At 44.4% G+C, this 17000-nt stretch carries 15 protein-coding genes and 1 pseudogene; 8 read left to right on the top strand and 8 right to left on the bottom strand.

Going from position 1 to position 17000, the window contains the following annotated elements; translation table 11 throughout:
- Positions 1-290 precede the first annotated feature (290 nt).
- Complete coding sequence (locus QUA62_RS03110; RefSeq protein ID WP_333402320.1) at positions 291-1775, top strand: ATP-binding protein; 1485 nt, start codon at positions 291-293, stop codon at positions 1773-1775.
- Positions 1772-1900, top strand: a complete 129-nt coding sequence (locus QUA62_RS03105) for a hypothetical protein (RefSeq protein WP_333402319.1) — start codon at positions 1772-1774, stop codon at positions 1898-1900. Before QUA62_RS03110 ends, QUA62_RS03105 begins: the two co-directional genes overlap by 4 nt.
- Before the next feature lie 83 nt (positions 1901-1983).
- Here QUA62_RS03105 and QUA62_RS03100 read toward each other — a convergent pair whose 3' ends face one another.
- From QUA62_RS03100 to QUA62_RS03085, 4 genes are all read right to left on the bottom strand, one after another.
- Positions 1984-2370: a hypothetical protein gene (locus QUA62_RS03100; protein WP_006631066.1), complete on the bottom strand. Its 387-nt coding sequence runs from the start codon at positions 2368-2370 to the stop codon at positions 1984-1986.
- 153 nt (positions 2371-2523) lie between these two features.
- Entirely contained in the window at positions 2524-3492 is a 969-nt protein-coding gene (gene secF, locus QUA62_RS03095) for a protein translocase subunit SecF (RefSeq protein WP_190657457.1), read from the bottom strand.
- Between the two features lie 142 nt (positions 3493-3634).
- Positions 3635-5032: a protein translocase subunit SecD gene (secD, locus tag QUA62_RS03090; protein WP_333402318.1), complete on the bottom strand. Its 1398-nt coding sequence runs from the start codon at positions 5030-5032 to the stop codon at positions 3635-3637.
- Positions 5033-5155: 123 nt separating this feature from the next.
- On the bottom strand, positions 5156-6139 hold the full coding sequence (locus QUA62_RS03085) for an alpha-ketoacid dehydrogenase subunit beta (RefSeq protein ID WP_006631063.1): 984 nt from the start codon (positions 6137-6139) through the stop codon (positions 5156-5158).
- A gap of 193 nt (positions 6140-6332) precedes the next feature.
- Between QUA62_RS03085 and QUA62_RS03080 the strand changes: the two genes are divergently transcribed.
- Entirely contained in the window at positions 6333-6908 is a 576-nt protein-coding gene (locus QUA62_RS03080; protein ID WP_333402317.1) for a Uma2 family endonuclease, read from the top strand.
- Between the two features lie 115 nt (positions 6909-7023).
- Here the strand turns inward: QUA62_RS03080 and QUA62_RS03075 are convergent, their stop codons facing one another.
- Positions 7024-8397: an NACHT domain-containing protein gene (locus QUA62_RS03075; protein ID WP_333402316.1), complete on the bottom strand. Its 1374-nt coding sequence runs from the start codon at positions 8395-8397 to the stop codon at positions 7024-7026.
- 247 nt (positions 8398-8644) lie between these two features.
- On the opposite strand from QUA62_RS03075, the gene QUA62_RS03070 reads away from it, so the two are divergent.
- Positions 8645-9487 carry an SH3 domain-containing protein gene (locus QUA62_RS03070; protein ID WP_333402315.1) on the top strand — a complete coding sequence of 281 codons (843 nt, stop codon included), beginning with the start codon at positions 8645-8647 and terminating at the stop codon, positions 9485-9487.
- A 75-nt stretch (positions 9488-9562) separates the two neighbouring features.
- On the opposite strand, the gene QUA62_RS03065 is transcribed toward QUA62_RS03070, so the two are convergent.
- Complete coding sequence (locus tag QUA62_RS03065) at positions 9563-10288, bottom strand: M15 family metallopeptidase (protein ID WP_333402314.1); 726 nt, start codon at positions 10286-10288, stop codon at positions 9563-9565.
- A 300-nt stretch (positions 10289-10588) separates the two neighbouring features.
- The gene (gene purB / locus QUA62_RS03060; protein WP_039886630.1) at positions 10589-11884 is read right to left on the bottom strand and encodes an adenylosuccinate lyase; all 1296 of its coding nucleotides are present in this window, start codon (positions 11882-11884) and stop codon (positions 10589-10591) included.
- Between the two features lie 467 nt (positions 11885-12351).
- Here purB and QUA62_RS03055 point away from each other — a divergent pair, with 467 nt between their 5' ends.
- The 4 genes from QUA62_RS03055 to QUA62_RS03040 all read left to right on the top strand — a co-directional run bounded on the left by QUA62_RS03055 (position 12352) and on the right by QUA62_RS03040 (position 16397).
- Positions 12352-12798 carry a helix-turn-helix domain-containing protein gene (locus QUA62_RS03055; RefSeq protein WP_333402313.1) on the top strand — a complete coding sequence of 149 codons (447 nt, stop codon included), beginning with the start codon at positions 12352-12354 and terminating at the stop codon, positions 12796-12798.
- Positions 12799-12817: 19 nt separating this feature from the next.
- Entirely contained in the window at positions 12818-13615 is a 798-nt protein-coding gene (locus tag QUA62_RS03050) for a PIN domain-containing protein (protein WP_333402312.1), read from the top strand.
- Between the two features lie 77 nt (positions 13616-13692).
- A complete protein-coding gene (locus QUA62_RS03045) occupies positions 13693-13923 on the top strand; it encodes a type II toxin-antitoxin system HicB family antitoxin (protein WP_333402311.1) in 231 nt (76 codons plus the stop codon).
- 53 nt (positions 13924-13976) lie between these two features.
- Positions 13977-16397: a dynamin family protein gene (locus QUA62_RS03040; RefSeq protein ID WP_333402310.1), complete on the top strand. Its 2421-nt coding sequence runs from the start codon at positions 13977-13979 to the stop codon at positions 16395-16397.
- Positions 16398-16421: 24 nt separating this feature from the next.
- Here QUA62_RS03040 and QUA62_RS03035 read toward each other — a convergent pair.
- Positions 16422-16895, bottom strand: a pseudogene (locus QUA62_RS03035) (DNA cytosine methyltransferase); the annotation flags it as partial.
- Between the last annotated feature and the right edge of the window lie 105 nt (positions 16896-17000).

Raw genomic sequence — 17000 nt, 5'->3', positions numbered from 1 at the left:
AAAATAGTTATGACTGTTATATTCGGATTAGTAAAATCTTGGATATATAAAATTCAATACATAGTCAGGTTTCAAAGTGGTATTGGCTGTTAAATCAATCTAACCTGCAATATCGTTTCGGGGGACACCAGCATGATTTAAGGCAAAAAAAAATCCTGCTGAATTAACTGGATTCCAGGGAGCAGAGGGAAGTTGATAACTAAGCTATAAAAAGAGTTAAAAACGCCGTCTCAATAGTAGGCAAGACTCCAGCAGCCAACCGCAACTGCCAATTACCAAAGGAGGGAGCAGTGTATGAAACTGACGGGTTGAGTCCCCTAAAATCGCCGCTTGGTTTGCGATCGACTCTACAGGAATTAACCCTGTACGACTTTCTCCTAGAATCTGAGTGTCCGGGGGCCGAAGTTGCTAAAATTTTTCAAGCAAACCCTTTAGTTCCGGGCATCATCATCACTCAGCGAGGAAAGTTTATAGGGATGATTTCGCGGCGGCGTTATTTTGAACACATGAGCCGCCCCTACAGCTTGGAGTTATTTTCTCAACAGCCTTTGTTCATACTCTACCGCTTTACTAAAACTGATATGTTGGTTCTCGATCGCGAAACCTCAATTATGACGGCAGTGCGGCAGTCTTTGGAGCGATCGCCCGAACTCATCCACGAACCAATTGTAGTACAAGTAGAACCGGAAACTTACAAACTTTTAGACGTACACCAACTGCTGCTTTCTCAGTTGCAAATTCACGAGTTATCAACGGTGGCGATGCGAGAATCGCAAGCGCAATTGAGACATCAAGCCCAACAGCTCGAACTTGCCTTGTTAGAACTTCAGCGCACTCAAACTCAACTAATTCAAACAGAGAAAATGTCTTCTTTGGGGCAGTTAGTAGCCGGAGTAGCTCACGAAATTAACAATCCGATCGGCTTTATTTATAGCAATTTGCACCACGCTAAAGAGTACACGCAAGGTTTAATGCGGATGCTCGACATCTACCGACAGCACTGTCCTGAACCCATCGCAGCAATTGAAGCGGAAGCAGAAAAAATCGAACTCGATTATTTACTAGAAGACTTGCCGAAAGTCTTAAACTCTATGCAGCAAGGTGCAGAAAGAGTGCGCGACATCGTTTTGTCGCTGCGGAATTTTTGCAGGTTAGACGAAGCTCAAATGAAGCAGGTCAACATTCACGAAGGTATCAACAGCACGATTATGCTTTTGCAAAGCCAGCTTAAAGGGAAACCGGGGCAGGAGGCGATAGAAATTCACAAAGAATACAGCGACTTGCCGCTGGTGCAGTGCTATCCCGGACAGCTCAATCAGGTATTTATGAATATTTTACTTAATGCAATTTACGCTCTGGTTGAGTCTAATAAATACGAAAATGTCGATAAAAACCCCCCTAAAAAGTCGCACTTAGGCGACCAAAAGCAGTCTTTTAAAACGACTCAATCATTACTTTCTAACTCTACCAGCCTGATTCCTGCGATTCGGATTCGCACCGAATTAATTGAGAAAAAAAAGGTAATAATTAAAATTTCTGACAACGGCCCGGGGATGACAGAAGAGGTTCGGAAGCGGTTGTTTGACCCTTTCTTTACTACTAAGCCGGTCGGCCAAGGAACGGGTTTGGGACTGTCGATTAGCTATGAAATTGTTGTCAACCAACACGGCGGCGCATTGAAGTGCTTTTCGGAACTGGGAAAAGGAGCAGAATTTGCGATCGAAATTCCGCTTCAACAGTCTTCCGTAGCACATATTTTGCCTCGTTTTGCGTGATACAACAGAAGGAAGAAGGAAGAAGGAAGTTCGGCAACGGATTGTGTAACGGATGTAACGGATGTAACGGATGTCAGTCCGATGTCCGTCGGAAGAAGGAAGAAGGAAGAAGGAAGAAGCAATAAAAGTTAGGAACTCGGCCGTTGAAACCGCTTAAGAGTCAAACTTTCGTTCCTCTGGCTTGAGACTAAAGAATAAAGCCCGTCGGCTACCGCGAACCTTTGCAAACCCACTTCCACAAAGGATGACTCGGCCCCCGCTGGCGAATGCGGCGAACTTGTTGTTCCAAACCCTGTTTTTCCCGATGGGGCAATCCTCGCACCATATTGCGACTTTGCCAAGTTAGCACCGCTAAAGTCATTCCCAAGCACAAACCCAAACCGAGAGTTGGCCAGCGATTAAAAGATAAACCGTAGCGCACCGCCGCCCAAGTGAAGTGTTCTAACCACAAAGCGATTTCGCGGCGCAAACCCCAAATGCTCAAAGAACCGACGCTAATCCACAGTAATATCACAGTTAACCATCGGCCATAAACTGTTAGTTTGTGAAGCCTTTGGACTTCAATTTGAAAATTTGCGTCGCTTTCATTAGTCATTAGTCATTAGTTATTAGTCATTAGTATTTAGGGTACCCAGCGCGCAGCTTACCGCTATAAGTGGCGTGTCAAACCATTTTTTTGCCTTAGTCCTGAGTTAACCGTTACCAGCAGTCAGCAGCTTAATAACTAATGACTGATGAGTCCTGACAATTAAACTTCCTCTGACTGGTTGATTCCTTCTGCGGGGACGGGGATAGAGTGGGCCGTGCGACTGCGCCACCAAGCTAGCAGGGTACTGGCAATGAAAATACTCGAATACGCACCCGCAATAAAGCCGACAATCAATGCTAAAGCAAAGTATTTGAGGGTTTCGCCGCCAAACAAAAAGATGGAAAACAGTGTCAGGAGAGTAGCAAAAGTCGTGTTAATTGACCTTCCCATGGTCTGCATAACAGCATCATCGACAATTTGATTGATCGACTGTCCCGGATTTAGCTTGATTATTTCTCGCACGCGATCGTAAATTACCACTGTATCGTTAACAGAAAAACCGATGATTGTCAAGAGCGCGACCACAAATAAACTGTCAACTTCCACTCCTTGAACTAAACCCAAAAACGCGAAAACACCAAGAGTAACCAACACGTCGTGGAACAGAGCAACGAAAGCAAAAAAGGCATAATCCAACTGAAACCGGAATGTTAGATAAACCGTAATTCCCGCAAACGAAAGGAATAAAGCCAACAATCCCGACGTAAATAATTGTTTACCGAGAGTAGGCCCAACTGTATCAATTTGAGTAGATTGAGGAGCAAAAGCGCCTATCTTTTCGCTCAAAGCTGTTTGCAACTCAGTCCGCTGTTCGACATCCAAAGTTTTCGTTCGCAGCGACAAACCTCGCTGTTCTTGGCCGATAACTTGAATGCTGCTGCCTGCCAAACCTTGGGCGTCCAGGACTTCGCGGACAGCAGCAATATCGATGGGTTTACAATTTTCCGGTTTCGTGCAGTCGAGTTCAAATTGCAGCCGAGTGCCGCCGATAAAATCTAAACTGGGGCGCAGCGGTGCGCGGATGTCGGGACGAGTCCAAGAAATCGCCATCGACACTATACCTGCAAGGATTATAGCGGCGGAAATACTCCACCAGAGCGATCGTTGTTTGATAACACTGAATTTCATAATTTGAAGGAAGAGGGAAGTTCGGCAACGGATTGTGTAACGGATGTAACGGATTGAAGGAAGAAGTCAGTAGTTATTGGTTATTGGTTATTAGTAGCAGCTAACTAACACATAACTAATAACTAATAACTAATAACAACAGTTAACTATTAGCAGTTTTCGACAAATTGGGACAGAACCACTGAGGTTTTCGCAGCGCCGGAAAGCTCAACACTACCAAAAGTAGAGTGCGGCTGCAAGTAATAGCAGAAAACATACTCACTACTACGCCCAATCCCAGAGTTACAGCAAACCCTTTAACTAAACCAGCGCCCAACCAGAACAAAGCAACACAAGCAATAACCGTTGTGACGTTGCCATCTAAAATGCTGGAAAAAGCGCGGTAAAAACCCGATTCGACCGATCGATAAAGCGATTTCCCCGCCCGCAACTCTTCCCGCGTGCGCTCAAAAATCAGCACGTTAGCATCCACTGCCATCCCGATGCTGAGCACGAAACCAGCAATTCCCGGCAGCGTTAATGTCACCCCCAAAAGCACGAAAGCTGCCCAAGTTAACAGAGCATAAATTAACAGAGCAATATTGGCAATTACGCCGGGGAGTCGATAGTAGGCCACCATGAAAATCAAGACTAAAACTAAGCCGCCGATACCTGCGTTAATACTGCTTTGAATGCTGTCTTTACCCAAGCTAGCGCCGATTGTGCGGTTTTCTACAATTTCGACAGGCACTGGCAAAGCGCCGCCCCGCAATTGCACTGCCAAATCGTTGGCTTCTTGCGTTGTAAAGTTGCCTTGAATTACGGCACTCCCACCAGTAATTCCTGCCTGGGCAAATTCAACGCCGACGACTGGAGAACTGATCATTCTTTCGTCTAGGAAAATACCGATACTGCGTCCGGTGCCGGCTAAATTTTTCGTTAGTTGGGCGAATAGTTCGCCTCCTGGGGTATCGAAAACGAGAGCAACGTTCCAGTTGTTCCCAGAGGCCAAGGGTTGAGGTTGAGCGTCTTTGAGGTTTTCGCCACCGAGTCCGCTGCTTTTGAAGAGTTTGGCGATCGCGTCATTACTTCTTTTCAAAGCAGCCTGATTTTCTTTAATAGCAGCCTCATTCGGGCTAGTTTTCAATTCTTCTTGTTTGACCAGCAATTCCTGCTGCAACTGCCTCTCAATCGCTAATTGTGTTTCTGTTCCGGGCAGTTGTTCCAGAAATTCTAGCTTTGCCGTGCCGCCCAAAACTCGTTCTGCTTGCTGCGGGTCATTTACTCCGGGCAACTGCACGAGAATTTGGTCTTCTCCTACTGTTTGGACTAATGCTTCGGAAACACCCAAACCGTTAACCCGGTTTTCGACAATCCGCCGCACTGCTTCTAACATTCCCTGATCAATTTTGGGAATTGTGGGGGTAGTTTTTACTTGAATGGTGAGTTGCGACCCTCCTTGCAAGTCTAATCCCAGCCGCGTCGGAATTGTTACTATTACAGTAATGGCGGCGATGATTAAAACAAAAATTAGGGCTAATATTGAACGTTGTTTTTGCATATTTAATTATTAGTCATTGGTCAGTTGGCCGTTGGCAGTTGGCAGATTTTAGTCAACAGTCATCAGTCATCAGTCAACAGTCAACAGTCAACAGTCAACCAATGACTACTGACTAATCACTATTTATACTCGCAAAGCTACCATTTTTTGGACTGCCTCGACAATTTGAGTGGGCTGGACAATGGTCAGTCTTTCCAAATTGCCGTTGTAAGGTGTGGGAATATCTTGTGAAGACAGCCGCAAAACCGGTGCGTCGAGTTCGTCAAAAAATCGATCGCTAATCGAAGCAATTAGTTCGGCACCAATGCCTCCTGTTTTCATGCACTCCTCTACAATAATTACTTTGTGAGTTTTGCGAATGGATGCGCCGATCGTCTCCATGTCCAGGGGTTTGAGAGAAATCAGGTCGATTACTTCTGGATCGTAACCTTCTTTTACCAGGGCGGGCACGGCTTGCATGACGTGGTGCCGCATCCTGGAATATGTCACGATTGTGACATCTTTGCCCGATCGCACAATTTCTGCTTTGTCCAGCGGCACTAAATATTCTGTTTCTGGCAAATTTTCTTTGAGGTTGTAAAGAAGAACGTGCTCGAAAAACAGAACGGGGTTATCGTCGCGGATGGCTGATTTTAAGAGTCCTTTGGCGTTGTACGGAGTCGAACAGGCGACTATTTTCAAACCGGGTACTGCTTGGAAATATGCTTCTAAGCGCTGGGAGTGTTCTGCGCCGAGTTGCCGGCCCACGCCGCCGGGCCCGCGAATTACCATTGGCATTTTGAAGTTGCCGCCGGATGTGTAGCGCAGCATTCCGGCGTTGTTGGAAATTTGGTTGAACGCCAGCAGCAAAAAGCCCATGTTCATGCCTTCGATGACCGGCCGCAGTCCCGTCATTGCTGCGCCTACTGCCAGGCCTGTAAAGCTATTTTCGGCGATCGGGGTGTCGAGCACTCTAAGTTCGCCGTATTTGTTGTAGAGGTCTTTGGTGACTTTATAGGAACCGCCGTATTGACCTACGTCTTCGCCGAGTACGAATACGGCGGAGTCGCGGGCCATTTCTTCGTCTAACGCCTCGCGGAGGGCGTTGAACAATAAGGTTTCTGCCATAGGAGGTGAAGCAATGATTGCAGGAGGGTCAGATTAGAATCTTAACCTTTTGGGGGTGTGGATGAGGATGCGATCGCAAATTTGACAGTTAAGACCTGAGACTTGGCCAATGTTTATCATAACATTTGTATTATGTCAATGAATATTGAAGTTAAAATAATACTAACTTGCCTGCCCACAGCAGAGGAATATTATGCTCCAGACAAAAACTCAACTCACTCTGGAAGAGTTTCTCGCTCTTCCCGAAGGAGAAGGCGATATTACCTACGAACTTATTGACGAGCAAGCAGTACCGAAAATGTCACCTAAAAAATTTCATTCTCGCCTCACCAGAAGCCTAATAAAACTCCTCGAACAGTGGGGTGACGAACGGGGAGAAATTGGTGTAGAAGGGGCGGTAAAATTAACCCGCCAGGGGCGAGACTGGGTGCCAGTACCCGACCTTTTATATGTTTCTTACGAACGCTTATCTCCTGACTGGAATCAAGATGAAGCCTGTCCTGTCGTCCCGGAATTAGTCATAGAAATTATTTCACCCGAACAAACTTTCGGTCAGTTAGCTGCTAAAGCGAGAGATTATTTAGATGCTAAGGTATTGCGGGTTTGGATAGTAGATAGCAAGGCGAGAAGCATTACAGTTTTTTACCCTGATGCAGCCCCGCAGACTTATATGGGAGATACCCTATTAAAAGAGCCACTTTTTGATGGATTAGAATTTACTGCGATCCAGCTATTTCAAATGGCAAAAATACCGCTAACCTTGTCTTAGATCCCGGACTTCCTCTAGAAGTAGGGGTTCTGGATATTCTGTTTTTTTGAGCGAGGCTTACTTAATCGCTCATTAATTTGCCAACTCCACATAACAACTAACAACTAACGAATAACTAATGACTAATTTCAGCCAAATGTTTTTGCAATAAATCGTGAATAAATCGATAGCGCCGATCGCCCGTTTTTTGCAGCAGCAGGCGATCGGTCGCAGCATCGAGAAAACGCTTGTAATCCCAAGGAATGTAGCCGTTCGACCACAGCACCAAGCGCAATATAAAACTTTCAATCCCCGGAATTCCCGGCAAAAAAGCACTAATTACCGCAGCAACAGCACCCGCAATTAATCCCCAAATCGACCCGGAGAGTAGGGTGGCAATTAATCCCAAAATCACCCACATCAGCCCGCCAACCAGCTTAACTCCCAACTGATACTTGCGCCGTTCATCGGCTGTTTGCAGCCAGCTAGACGGTATGCGATCGAGGTAAAATTCTTGAATTCCTTGCTGTTCCATTCTTCTGGCCAACCACCCCAGCCAGTGGCGAATTTGTTCCGGCCGCAGTTCTTTACCTCTGGGATACTGCTTGACTTGTCCGGTGATTTGGTGGCGAATATAGGCAGTTAACAGATATTTGCGCTGTTCTTCAGCAGAAGTTATCCGCTTCCAAGCTTCGATTAAAATATCGTCGTAAGCCAGAGCCATCATGCTCAAAAGCAAGGGAACTTTTGCTATTTTCAACAACTCCGGCTCGCGCTCTATGCTGTACCAAAGTTCGCGGCTTCTAGCTTCTAGCAGATAATTTTGAATTTGAGTTTCTGTTAAAGGTTTCAATAAAACTGCGGCTTGCAGGCGAAATCTAGTTTCGCAGTTTTTGTAAGCTTCAAAACTGCTGCAAGCTACTAAATGTTTGGGTTTAAATTCGCTTTCAACAAACTGATTGATTGCTTGAATGCAGATATTTTGGCGGTGGGTTTCCACTTCGTCCAAGCCGTCGAGGAGAGGCAGCAATTTTTGTTCGGCAAGCCATTTTTTGCCGACACCAGGAGAGATGCCGTATTTGAACTGAAGTTGAGCAATTAACCAATCTGCGATCGCCCCGGATTCTGCTTTCCACGATCCGAGTTCAAACAGCACTGGTACTGGCAAACTAGCATCTTTTTGGGCGCGGGAAATTAACACCCGAGCTAATTCTAGCAGCGTCGTAGTTTTGCCTGCACCCGTCGCTCCCAAAATTACCAATTTGCCGCCGCTGCGATCGAACACTTTAGCCATGCTTGCTTTGGGAGGAAGCCGAAAACTCGGACGGTTGCCGGCTTTCACTTCCACATCCCAACAGCGGTTAACACCAAGAGGCGACGAGTCTTGACTGAGGTTAGCCAGTACAGCGGCGTGCAAAGACTGCGCCAGGCCTGCTTGGACTTCCTGCTTCACCTTCTCCAACAATCGATCGCGAGGCGGTTGTAATCTCAGAGGAATCAATTTTGACATTTTATGTACCTCGCGCTGAACGCTTACTTTCGCAAATTGGCGCGCAAATAACCCAGAGCAAGATTACCATCAGTATAGGCGTCCAGTATATATTATTGACTCAAATTATTGCGGCACTTATGGATCGGAAATTTTATATAAAAATCCTGACCCTGTGGCCCGCACTAGGTATTTCCACATAAATTAACTGGCGATCGCCTCAACTCCCAAACAAAAATTATTAGTATAGATACAGAGAGGGTTTTTTATGTCATTTACCAAGCGTCAAATCATCACAGTAAGCTTAGCAGGACTGGCAACAGCGGTGGGAGTGGCTGTTGCAACTATACAGTCGGGTGCGATGAAACAATCCGATCTTCCCCTTGCAGAATCCCCGGCATCCACCAGAAACCAGATTGCAGGGCCGACGAACAACCCCCAATCTCGGCCACCCAAATCTCTGCAAGCACAAACCCAGGCTGCAGAATCTCCGAAATCCCAACCCCAACCTGCAAAAACCCCGGCTGTTCAATCTTCGCTAGTTGCAGGAGTCTCCCCGCGAAAAGTTGAGCCAGTAGTTGTCACACCGCCCAATTCGGGTTGCAAAATCACCCAGGCTGTAGTCAGCGATCCGAATCCACCGCTAAATGTGCGATCGAGCCCCCAAGTAAGGGGCAGCCAAATTGTAGGAAAACTCAAAAATAATACCTTTGTTTCAGTCGCCGAAGAACAAAACGGTTGGCTGCGAATTACCGATCCAGTTCCCGGTTGGGTTGCGAAAAGACGCACCGAAAGCAGTTGTTCTAACGTCAACCAGCCGATTAATTTTTTGCCGGGAGGAGAGGAGGCCATCGTCAAAGGTAGAATTATCGGTGGCGGCAGCCACTCTTACCGGATTCGCGCCCGAAAAGGTCAAACAATGACTGTTAGGAATCGGCAAGAAGTTTTCCCGCAAATTATCACTCCCGGTGGCAAACTTTTAGCCGGAGATCCTTATCAAGGCAATGAAACAGAGTGGACTGGAAAAGTCCCAGTAACAGGCAGTTACACATTACAATTAGACTCTAATTTCCGAGGATACGAATACGAATTTTCGGTCAAATTGCAATAACTTTTCTGACATATTTAGGGAGACGGCATGGCCGTTCCCCCTACCCGAATCGGTGACTTTTAATAAATAGTATAATTAAGGAATCGTTCCCAGCGATATATCAAGAATCGCAAATTTCTGCCAATCTTCCGAATCAAAGTGCCACCATTCGGTTGTGATACTCATAAATCCGTGTTTTTTCATCGCATCCTTAAGCACTTGACGATTTTTCCGAGATTCCGCGCTGCCGCCTTGATAATCTCCGTGAGCTTTTTCGGTAAAATCATCGTAAGGTGTAGGCATTTCTAATTCTTTGCCAGTGCGATCGACTAAAGTCAAATCAATAGCAGCACCGCGATTGTGCCGCGAACCCCTAGCAGGATTAGCAACATAGCGCGGATCTGGCCAAGCTTGCCACATTTGCTTAGTGACAGAGAAAGGCCTGTAGCAATCGTAAACTTTCAAACCCAATCCGATTTTTTCCAAATCTGTTTGAACTAGCCCTAACTGTTGAGCAACAGAACTTCTCAAAGCGCATTTCGATATAGGGTAAAGTTTTCGTTTTAAGAAATTGTTAGTAGTGGCGTATCGGATATCGAGGCGAATGTTGGGATTTACGGTGCGGATGTCAACCAGTCGCGCGGAACGGGGAAGTTGACTCATGAAAATACTTTCAGGTACTACTGGGTTTGGTTCTGGTTGGGTAATTTGCACTTGTGGCGGCTCCTGGGCGCGAATAGATGTTGTATAACTCAGTGTGGTTGTAGATAGTAATATTAGAGCGAATACAATTAAATATTTTGTAAATCGGTTGAATTTCATAGCTCGGTTAAGTGGATATTTAATAGAGTTTTTACATTTCATATTTTGGGGAATTTTCGCGCTTTTCATGTTGTTTGCCAGCCCGGCAGACCGACAGGGGTTGAAACCCCTGTCTCATAGCTAAAGTCCTCTTCAGAGGACTGAAATATTTCTCTAAAACTTTTATTTTATGAGTCTTTCAGTCGGTTTTAACCGACTTTAGCTATGAGACGGGGGTTTTAACCCCCGGCGGACTGTGGGACAAGCGCGAGAACGCTCGCTCTCTTCTCTCTCTGAGTCATTTTTAATTGTTAATTGTCCTCAAATTCCCAAGCGCTGATACACTAAATCTAAGTGCCTCAATTGGTACTGCGGATCGAAACAATCATCAATTTCTTTGGTAGTCATCTTAGCTGTTACCCGATCGTCCTTAGCAATTAAATTGTAGAAATTGCCGCCCGGTTTGTTCCAGGCTTCGTGAGCGCAAGATTGCACAATTTTGTATGCGTCTTCGCGACTCGTGCCTTTTTCTACTAAGGCTAACATCACTCGCTGGCTGAAGATGACTCCGCCGTAAAGGTTCATGTTTCGCTTCATGTTTTCGGGATAGACTAGCAGGTGTTTTACTAAGTCTGTGGTTTCTACCAACATGAAGTGAGTTACTGTAGAACTGTCGGGCAAAATCATCCGTTCTACGGAACTGTGAGAGATGTCTCGTTCGTGCCAAAGCGCTACGTTTTCTAAGGCTGCGACGGCGTTGGCGCGGACGATTCTCGCCATCCCTGTGAGTCTTTCCGATCGAATCGGGTTGCGTTTGTGGGGCATGGCGGATGAGCCTTTTTGCCCTTTGGAAAAGAATTCTTCGACTTCGAGAACGTCGGTGCGTTGCAGGTTGCGGATTTCTACTGCAAAACGCTCGATCGATGCTGCTAAGAGTGCTAAGGTTTGGACGTATTCGGCGTGTCGATCGCGCGAAATGACTTGAGTCGATGCGGTATCGGGTTCGAGTCCGAGGTTTTGACAGGCGATCGCTTCAATTCGCGGATCGATATTAGCATAGGTTCCGACTGCGCCGGAGATTTTGCCGACTGCAATGGACGATTGCAAATTCACTAATCGGTCGCGGTTGCGAAAGACTTCTGCCAGCCATCCTGCTAGTTTAAAGCCAAAGGTGATGGGTTCGGCGTGAATTCCGTGCGATCGGCCAACCATGACGGTATTGCGATGCTGTTGAGCCTGATAGCGAATAGCTTGACTCAATTCTTCGACACGTTCTAACAAAATATTGACGCTAGCGACTAATTGCAGCGCCAAAGCGGTATCGAGCACATCGGAACTGGTTAAGCCGAGGTGAATGTAGCGTCCGGCATCGCCTACATATTCGTTGACATTTGTCAAGAAAGCGATCATGTCGTGGCGGACTTCCGCCTCAATTTCGAGGACTCGTTTGGGGTCAAAATTAGCCTTAGCTTTGATTTCTTCGACTGCGGCGGCAGGGATGTAGCCGAGTTCGGCTTGAGCTTCGCAGACAGCGATTTCTACTTGCAGCCAGCTTTTCAGTTTGGCGGTTTCAGTCCAGATGTTGCCCATTTCGGGCAAAGTGTAGCGCTCTATCACGGTGGGAGTTGGGGAATGCGATCGTCCTATTGTACCTCTGCGAGGCCTCCGTCTTGAGTCGGGATGGGGAATTTCGGGCGATCGAACTGTCCCTTTTGGGAATTTGAATATTTCGTTTGTTTCGGATATTGCGTTTATGGCACGGTAAGTGTTATCGTGAAAGAAACAACCAAGTATAGCAATCCTAAATCAATTGCAAACACATTGGGCTTCACCAATCCTGATTAAGTTGGTATTAATTAAGATAAATTTTTGTGACTCATTTAGGATTGCTATATATGCCCGCCAAATACTTACATACCCTTCCAGCAATGGCTGCATAGGTTTTCCCCGATCGCGGCCTCTGTCTGCTGACCAATAAAACGGGGTCTGGTATAATCAGCGGTTTAAACCGCTGATTATACCAACTTATACCACCATATTTACTCTGTGCTTCAAAAACAATCACATCAAAAAAGAGATTAATTATGTTGAACCAAAAAACATCACTTGAGTCAGTTTTGATTCCCGAACAAAAACAAGAAGAAATAGCAAAATTAGATCAGATTCTCAGCCACGAATTTGCACAACCCAAATTAGTCGGAAGTAACGGAGAAGAGATAGTAATTCCTGAATCAGTCTACAGCATTTTGCGTCAGGTCGTGCGTGCAATGGCATCAGGTCAAGCTATCTCTCTAGTACCTCACAATCAGGAACTGACAACACAAGAAGCTGCTGATATTCTGAATGTATCCCGACCATTTCTGGTCAAGTTACTAGACAAGGGAGAAATTCCTTGTATCAAAGTAGGAAAGCATAGACGTATTCGTTTGGATGATTTAACTTTATATAAAGAACATCGAGACAACAAACGTCGCAAACACTTGGATCGGCTAATCGAGATGACCGAAGAAGCTGGTTTGTACGAGGCATAGAAATAATTCCAACATTAATATGTCTAAGCTTAGTGTTGTCCTCGATGCTTGTGTCCTGTTTCCTATGTATCTGCGCGATACTCTGCTTTCCACCGCCGAGGCTGGTCTGTATTTACCCTATTGGTCGCAGAAAATCCTTGATGAAGCAATGAGCAACCTTGTCCGCCAAGGGATATTATGCCAGGAGAAAGCAATCCATCTTGAAGCGGAAATCAATGCAGCCTTTCCCGAAGCAATAATGGAAGTACCTGTCGGCTTAGAGCAAATCATGAAAAATGACCCTAAAGACCGTCATGTTCTTGCTGCTGCTGTAACAGCCAAGGCTGATGTCATTGTTACCAGCAATCTAGCGGATTTCAAAGAAAAGGATTTAGCTTCTTGGAACATCAAATCGCTGTCACCTGATGAGTTTATGAGCGAGCTATTTGACGAATACCCGGACTTAATAGTGAGATTATTACGGCAACAGTCGGAAAGGTACAAAAAACCTCCGAAGACTGTTGCTGAATTACTTGAATTTTTGGAAAAAAAAGCAGGTATGCCCAAATTTGCTAGTGATATTTTGTTATATGAATATAGTCTAGATATTGTGCAAACTGCGGAAACAGTCTTAAGGAACTACGGCAGACAAATACCCGAAGGCGGTAAATTTCTTGAGGGAGAGCGGTATCGTATTTGGCAGCAAGAAAAAACACTTACAATTACTGCGAAAGATGGTAGAGGTGATATTCTACGATTTCAGAATCAGGAAATTGAGGGGAATATCTCATCAGAGGATGTCAAAGCATTAAAAATATTTGCTCAAAGCTTGGATTGAGAATTAACAATAAATAGGGTTGAGGAGCAACAAGCTGATTAAAATAACCCATTTGCAGAAGCTGAAGGAGCTACAAGATGAATAGCCGTTACAGTCTCATCATCCAGTGGTCAGAAGAAGATCGACTTTGTGTTGTCAGTTGGCCTGAGTTTACCGATGTCATGCAGCCTTGCACTCACGGACACACTTACGAGGAAGCGGCAAAACACGGACAAGAATTGTTAGAAACATTGATTGAACTCTATCAAGAAGACGGCAAACCTCTACCAGAACCTCACACGTTGGGGAAACGACTACAAATTGCTTAAAGTTGTTATACAATCTCTGCTACCATTCACCATAAACACCAACTAAAAACCCTATGACTTCTCAAGCCTCCAAGCCAAATGTTCAAGACCTGCAAAGACAGGTGATTGCCCTGTTACAAGAAGTTAGCACTCTGATGGGTCGCGCAAGCAAAGAACTTAAGTCTGAGGATAGCTCAGAAAACAAGTACCAGATATATCAACAGGAAATTGAAAAGGAGATTAATACAGTCACAGACCTAAAACTCAGAATGGCTATTGCCGCACCGATGAATGCTGGCAAATCCAAAATTATTAATGCCATTATTGGTCAAGAACTCCTGCCAAGTTCTGCTACAGCGATGACCACACTGCCAACAGAGATTGTATTGAAAGAAAATGCAGCAGAGCCGATTTTAAAACTGAGTCCTGGAATTTGTGAAGCATTTAAGAAAGCATTGGATGCTATCAGGCTTAAAATTAAGCAGCAAGGGATGGAAGAAGTTCTTAAGCAGACTGGTGAATATCCGCATTTAGCAAGTTTACTCCAAGAAATCCACAGTGATACAGATTTTGGAATTTCAGAAGAAATCTCTGGCAGTAAGAATATCAACAAGATCCTGACAGAGTTGAATCATATTATCCGTCTTTGCAACATTCTGGCAGTATCCCAAGATCAAGATCCTCTCCAGTTGCTCAATGACAATGACATTCCATCTATCGAAACTCCTTTTTTCAGAACAGAGCAAAATCAACAACTAGAGAAGCTAGGTAATCTTGTAATCGTTGATACGCCTGGGCCAAGTGAAGCCGGAGTCAGCGAAAAACTAGAAATTGTAGTTTCCAAGCAACTTAAGCGTAGCCAACTTGTGCTGCTTGTCCTGAATTTTACTGAATTGAGGGCTGAAGCAGCCGAAAAGATTAAAGCAGAAGTTCACAAAGTTATTAGAACAAGCAGTCAAGAAAATTTATATGTTTTAGTTAATAAAATCGATGAGCGGCGTCGAGGTGACATAGATACGGAAATGGTAAAACAATTTGTTGCTAATAACCTCGAACTGGCCAACACAGACCGCGTATTTGAAGTTTCTGCTAGGCAAGCATTCTGCGCTAAGGATTTTCTCCGTCAATCATCTCTCTGTAGTCAAGATATTAAAGATCCTGAAGCTGCCGAAGCATTAGCTAGAGAAGTCTGGCCTGTTGATTGGGAGGATGAACTGAAGGATGCAACTGTAGAGGAATTACAAAAGAAAGCGGTAAAACTTTGGAAAGCATCAAAGTTTGCATCTTTTCTGGAAGAAGCAATTAATGTAATTTTGCTACAAGTGGCCCCCCGCTGCATGGAGTTTGCATTGAATCGTTGTCTTATTCATCTAGATGATTTATGTAACAATGCAAAAAATGACCTGACTTACATTAACAGTAATGCTGAAAAGCTCCAGCAAGCAATTGAGGATCTTAAGAATGAGCTTTTTAGTCTAGCTGATTGCCGTCCGAATCTAGATGAAAAGGTTGCCCAAACAAAAAAGGAAATAAAGGAAACCGTAAACGCCAACCTAGAAAACCTCAAAAAAGACGTAAAAAACGAACTTGACACACTATTGAAAAAGTATGTTTTAGATTCTGCTATAAAAGTATTTTCCAATTTGTGGGACGACATATCTAACATCTTTAATAGAGATAAGGATGAATTTGAATTTGATAGTAAGCAAGATGCCAAGCTATTCGCTGAGCAAATAGCAGCTTCGGCGAAGCAAATTATTGAACGTCAATTGGATGTCGCTTGTAAAGAGACGGATAAACAGACTGAAGGCAGGATTCAAAAATTATCCGAGTTACTAGATAATGAAACTAAGCCTATTATTGAACGCGCTCAAGATCGGTTAAAAAGAGATTTTGATGTTATTTTTAAGCCAGATATGCTCAAGCTAGTTGATATTTACATAGAAGTGAATACCCCCGATCTTGAATTCAGAGGGTATGGATTATCTGATTTACTCACAGCATTGTTAGAAGGAGCATTTGATGGTTTGTTGGTGCAGTTTGCGGCTCGTTTAGTGGCAATGGTAGCTAACAGTCCAATACTGAGCGCAATTTATGGTGCAGTTAGCACCTTTTTTGGTTGGTTCCGTGTGGACTTAGACAAACTTGTATATAAAGAAAGATATACAGTTAACATAATCCTTTTCAAGGGTGAAATAGTTAAATTCTTTGACAATAAAGTCGAAGAAATTCAAGAACAATCTAACCGATTGATTGAGCAATCATTGGAGCAACAAATTAAAAGGTACTTTGAGGCTCTAGACTCTCTTCTAGGTGATTATAGGAAGGATTTGGAGCAATCACTAAAAGCTCAAGCTTTACCTTTAGAAACACTGAAAGAATTAAAGCAAGCGCTTGAATCATTTTCAGTAGGTAATGATAAATTACAGGTGGATAAGTTGAAAGAGAAGGCTAATGAACTTCTGAATCAGACAAAACCATTAATAGCAAGCTGAGATGCGCTTACGTTTTTTACTAATTTAAGATTTCTGGAACAGGAACTTATTAACTAAACTAGCTTTGTTCAAAGCAATATCAGCCAAATATGGAATAAGTGCAAAACCGATACACTCTGCTAAACGGGGAGGCACGGCATTTCCTATTTGCCACATTGCCTTTTTCATTGAACCTTCAAAAATAAATGAATCCGGGAAACTTTGCAATCTAGCCATTTCGCGAGCTGAAATAACGCGGTTGAGATAAGGATGAATATGAGTGCCAGCGTGATTTTATTTAACAGTCTTACTCGGTTTTCCCGGATACTGTCGCTTGAAAGCATCGGCGTAGCTTTCATACAAAAAACCGCCTGGTGGAACTTTAGCAAGTCTTTCCATGTACTCAACTGAATGACGAGTCCATTCGTGGTTAATTTCGGGGATGGGAGTATACTCTGGTAAATCATCAATTGCTGACTCAATCGCTTTGTATTGTTCCGGCAACAATTGCGGCTTCGGAATTTTATCATCCCTTGCCCTCGCTTCGGGTAATTTTTGCGGTACGCTCGTCCTTCCTGGAACTATTAATGCACTCGGGGTTGCGCTAAATATTTAACTTGAGCC

Origin of the sequence: Microcoleus sp. MON1_C1, from assembly GCF_036701945.1 — a bacterium.
GTDB lineage: Bacteria > Cyanobacteriota > Cyanobacteriia > Cyanobacteriales > Microcoleaceae > Microcoleus.
This window is presented reverse-complemented; position numbering and strand designations above follow the sequence as displayed.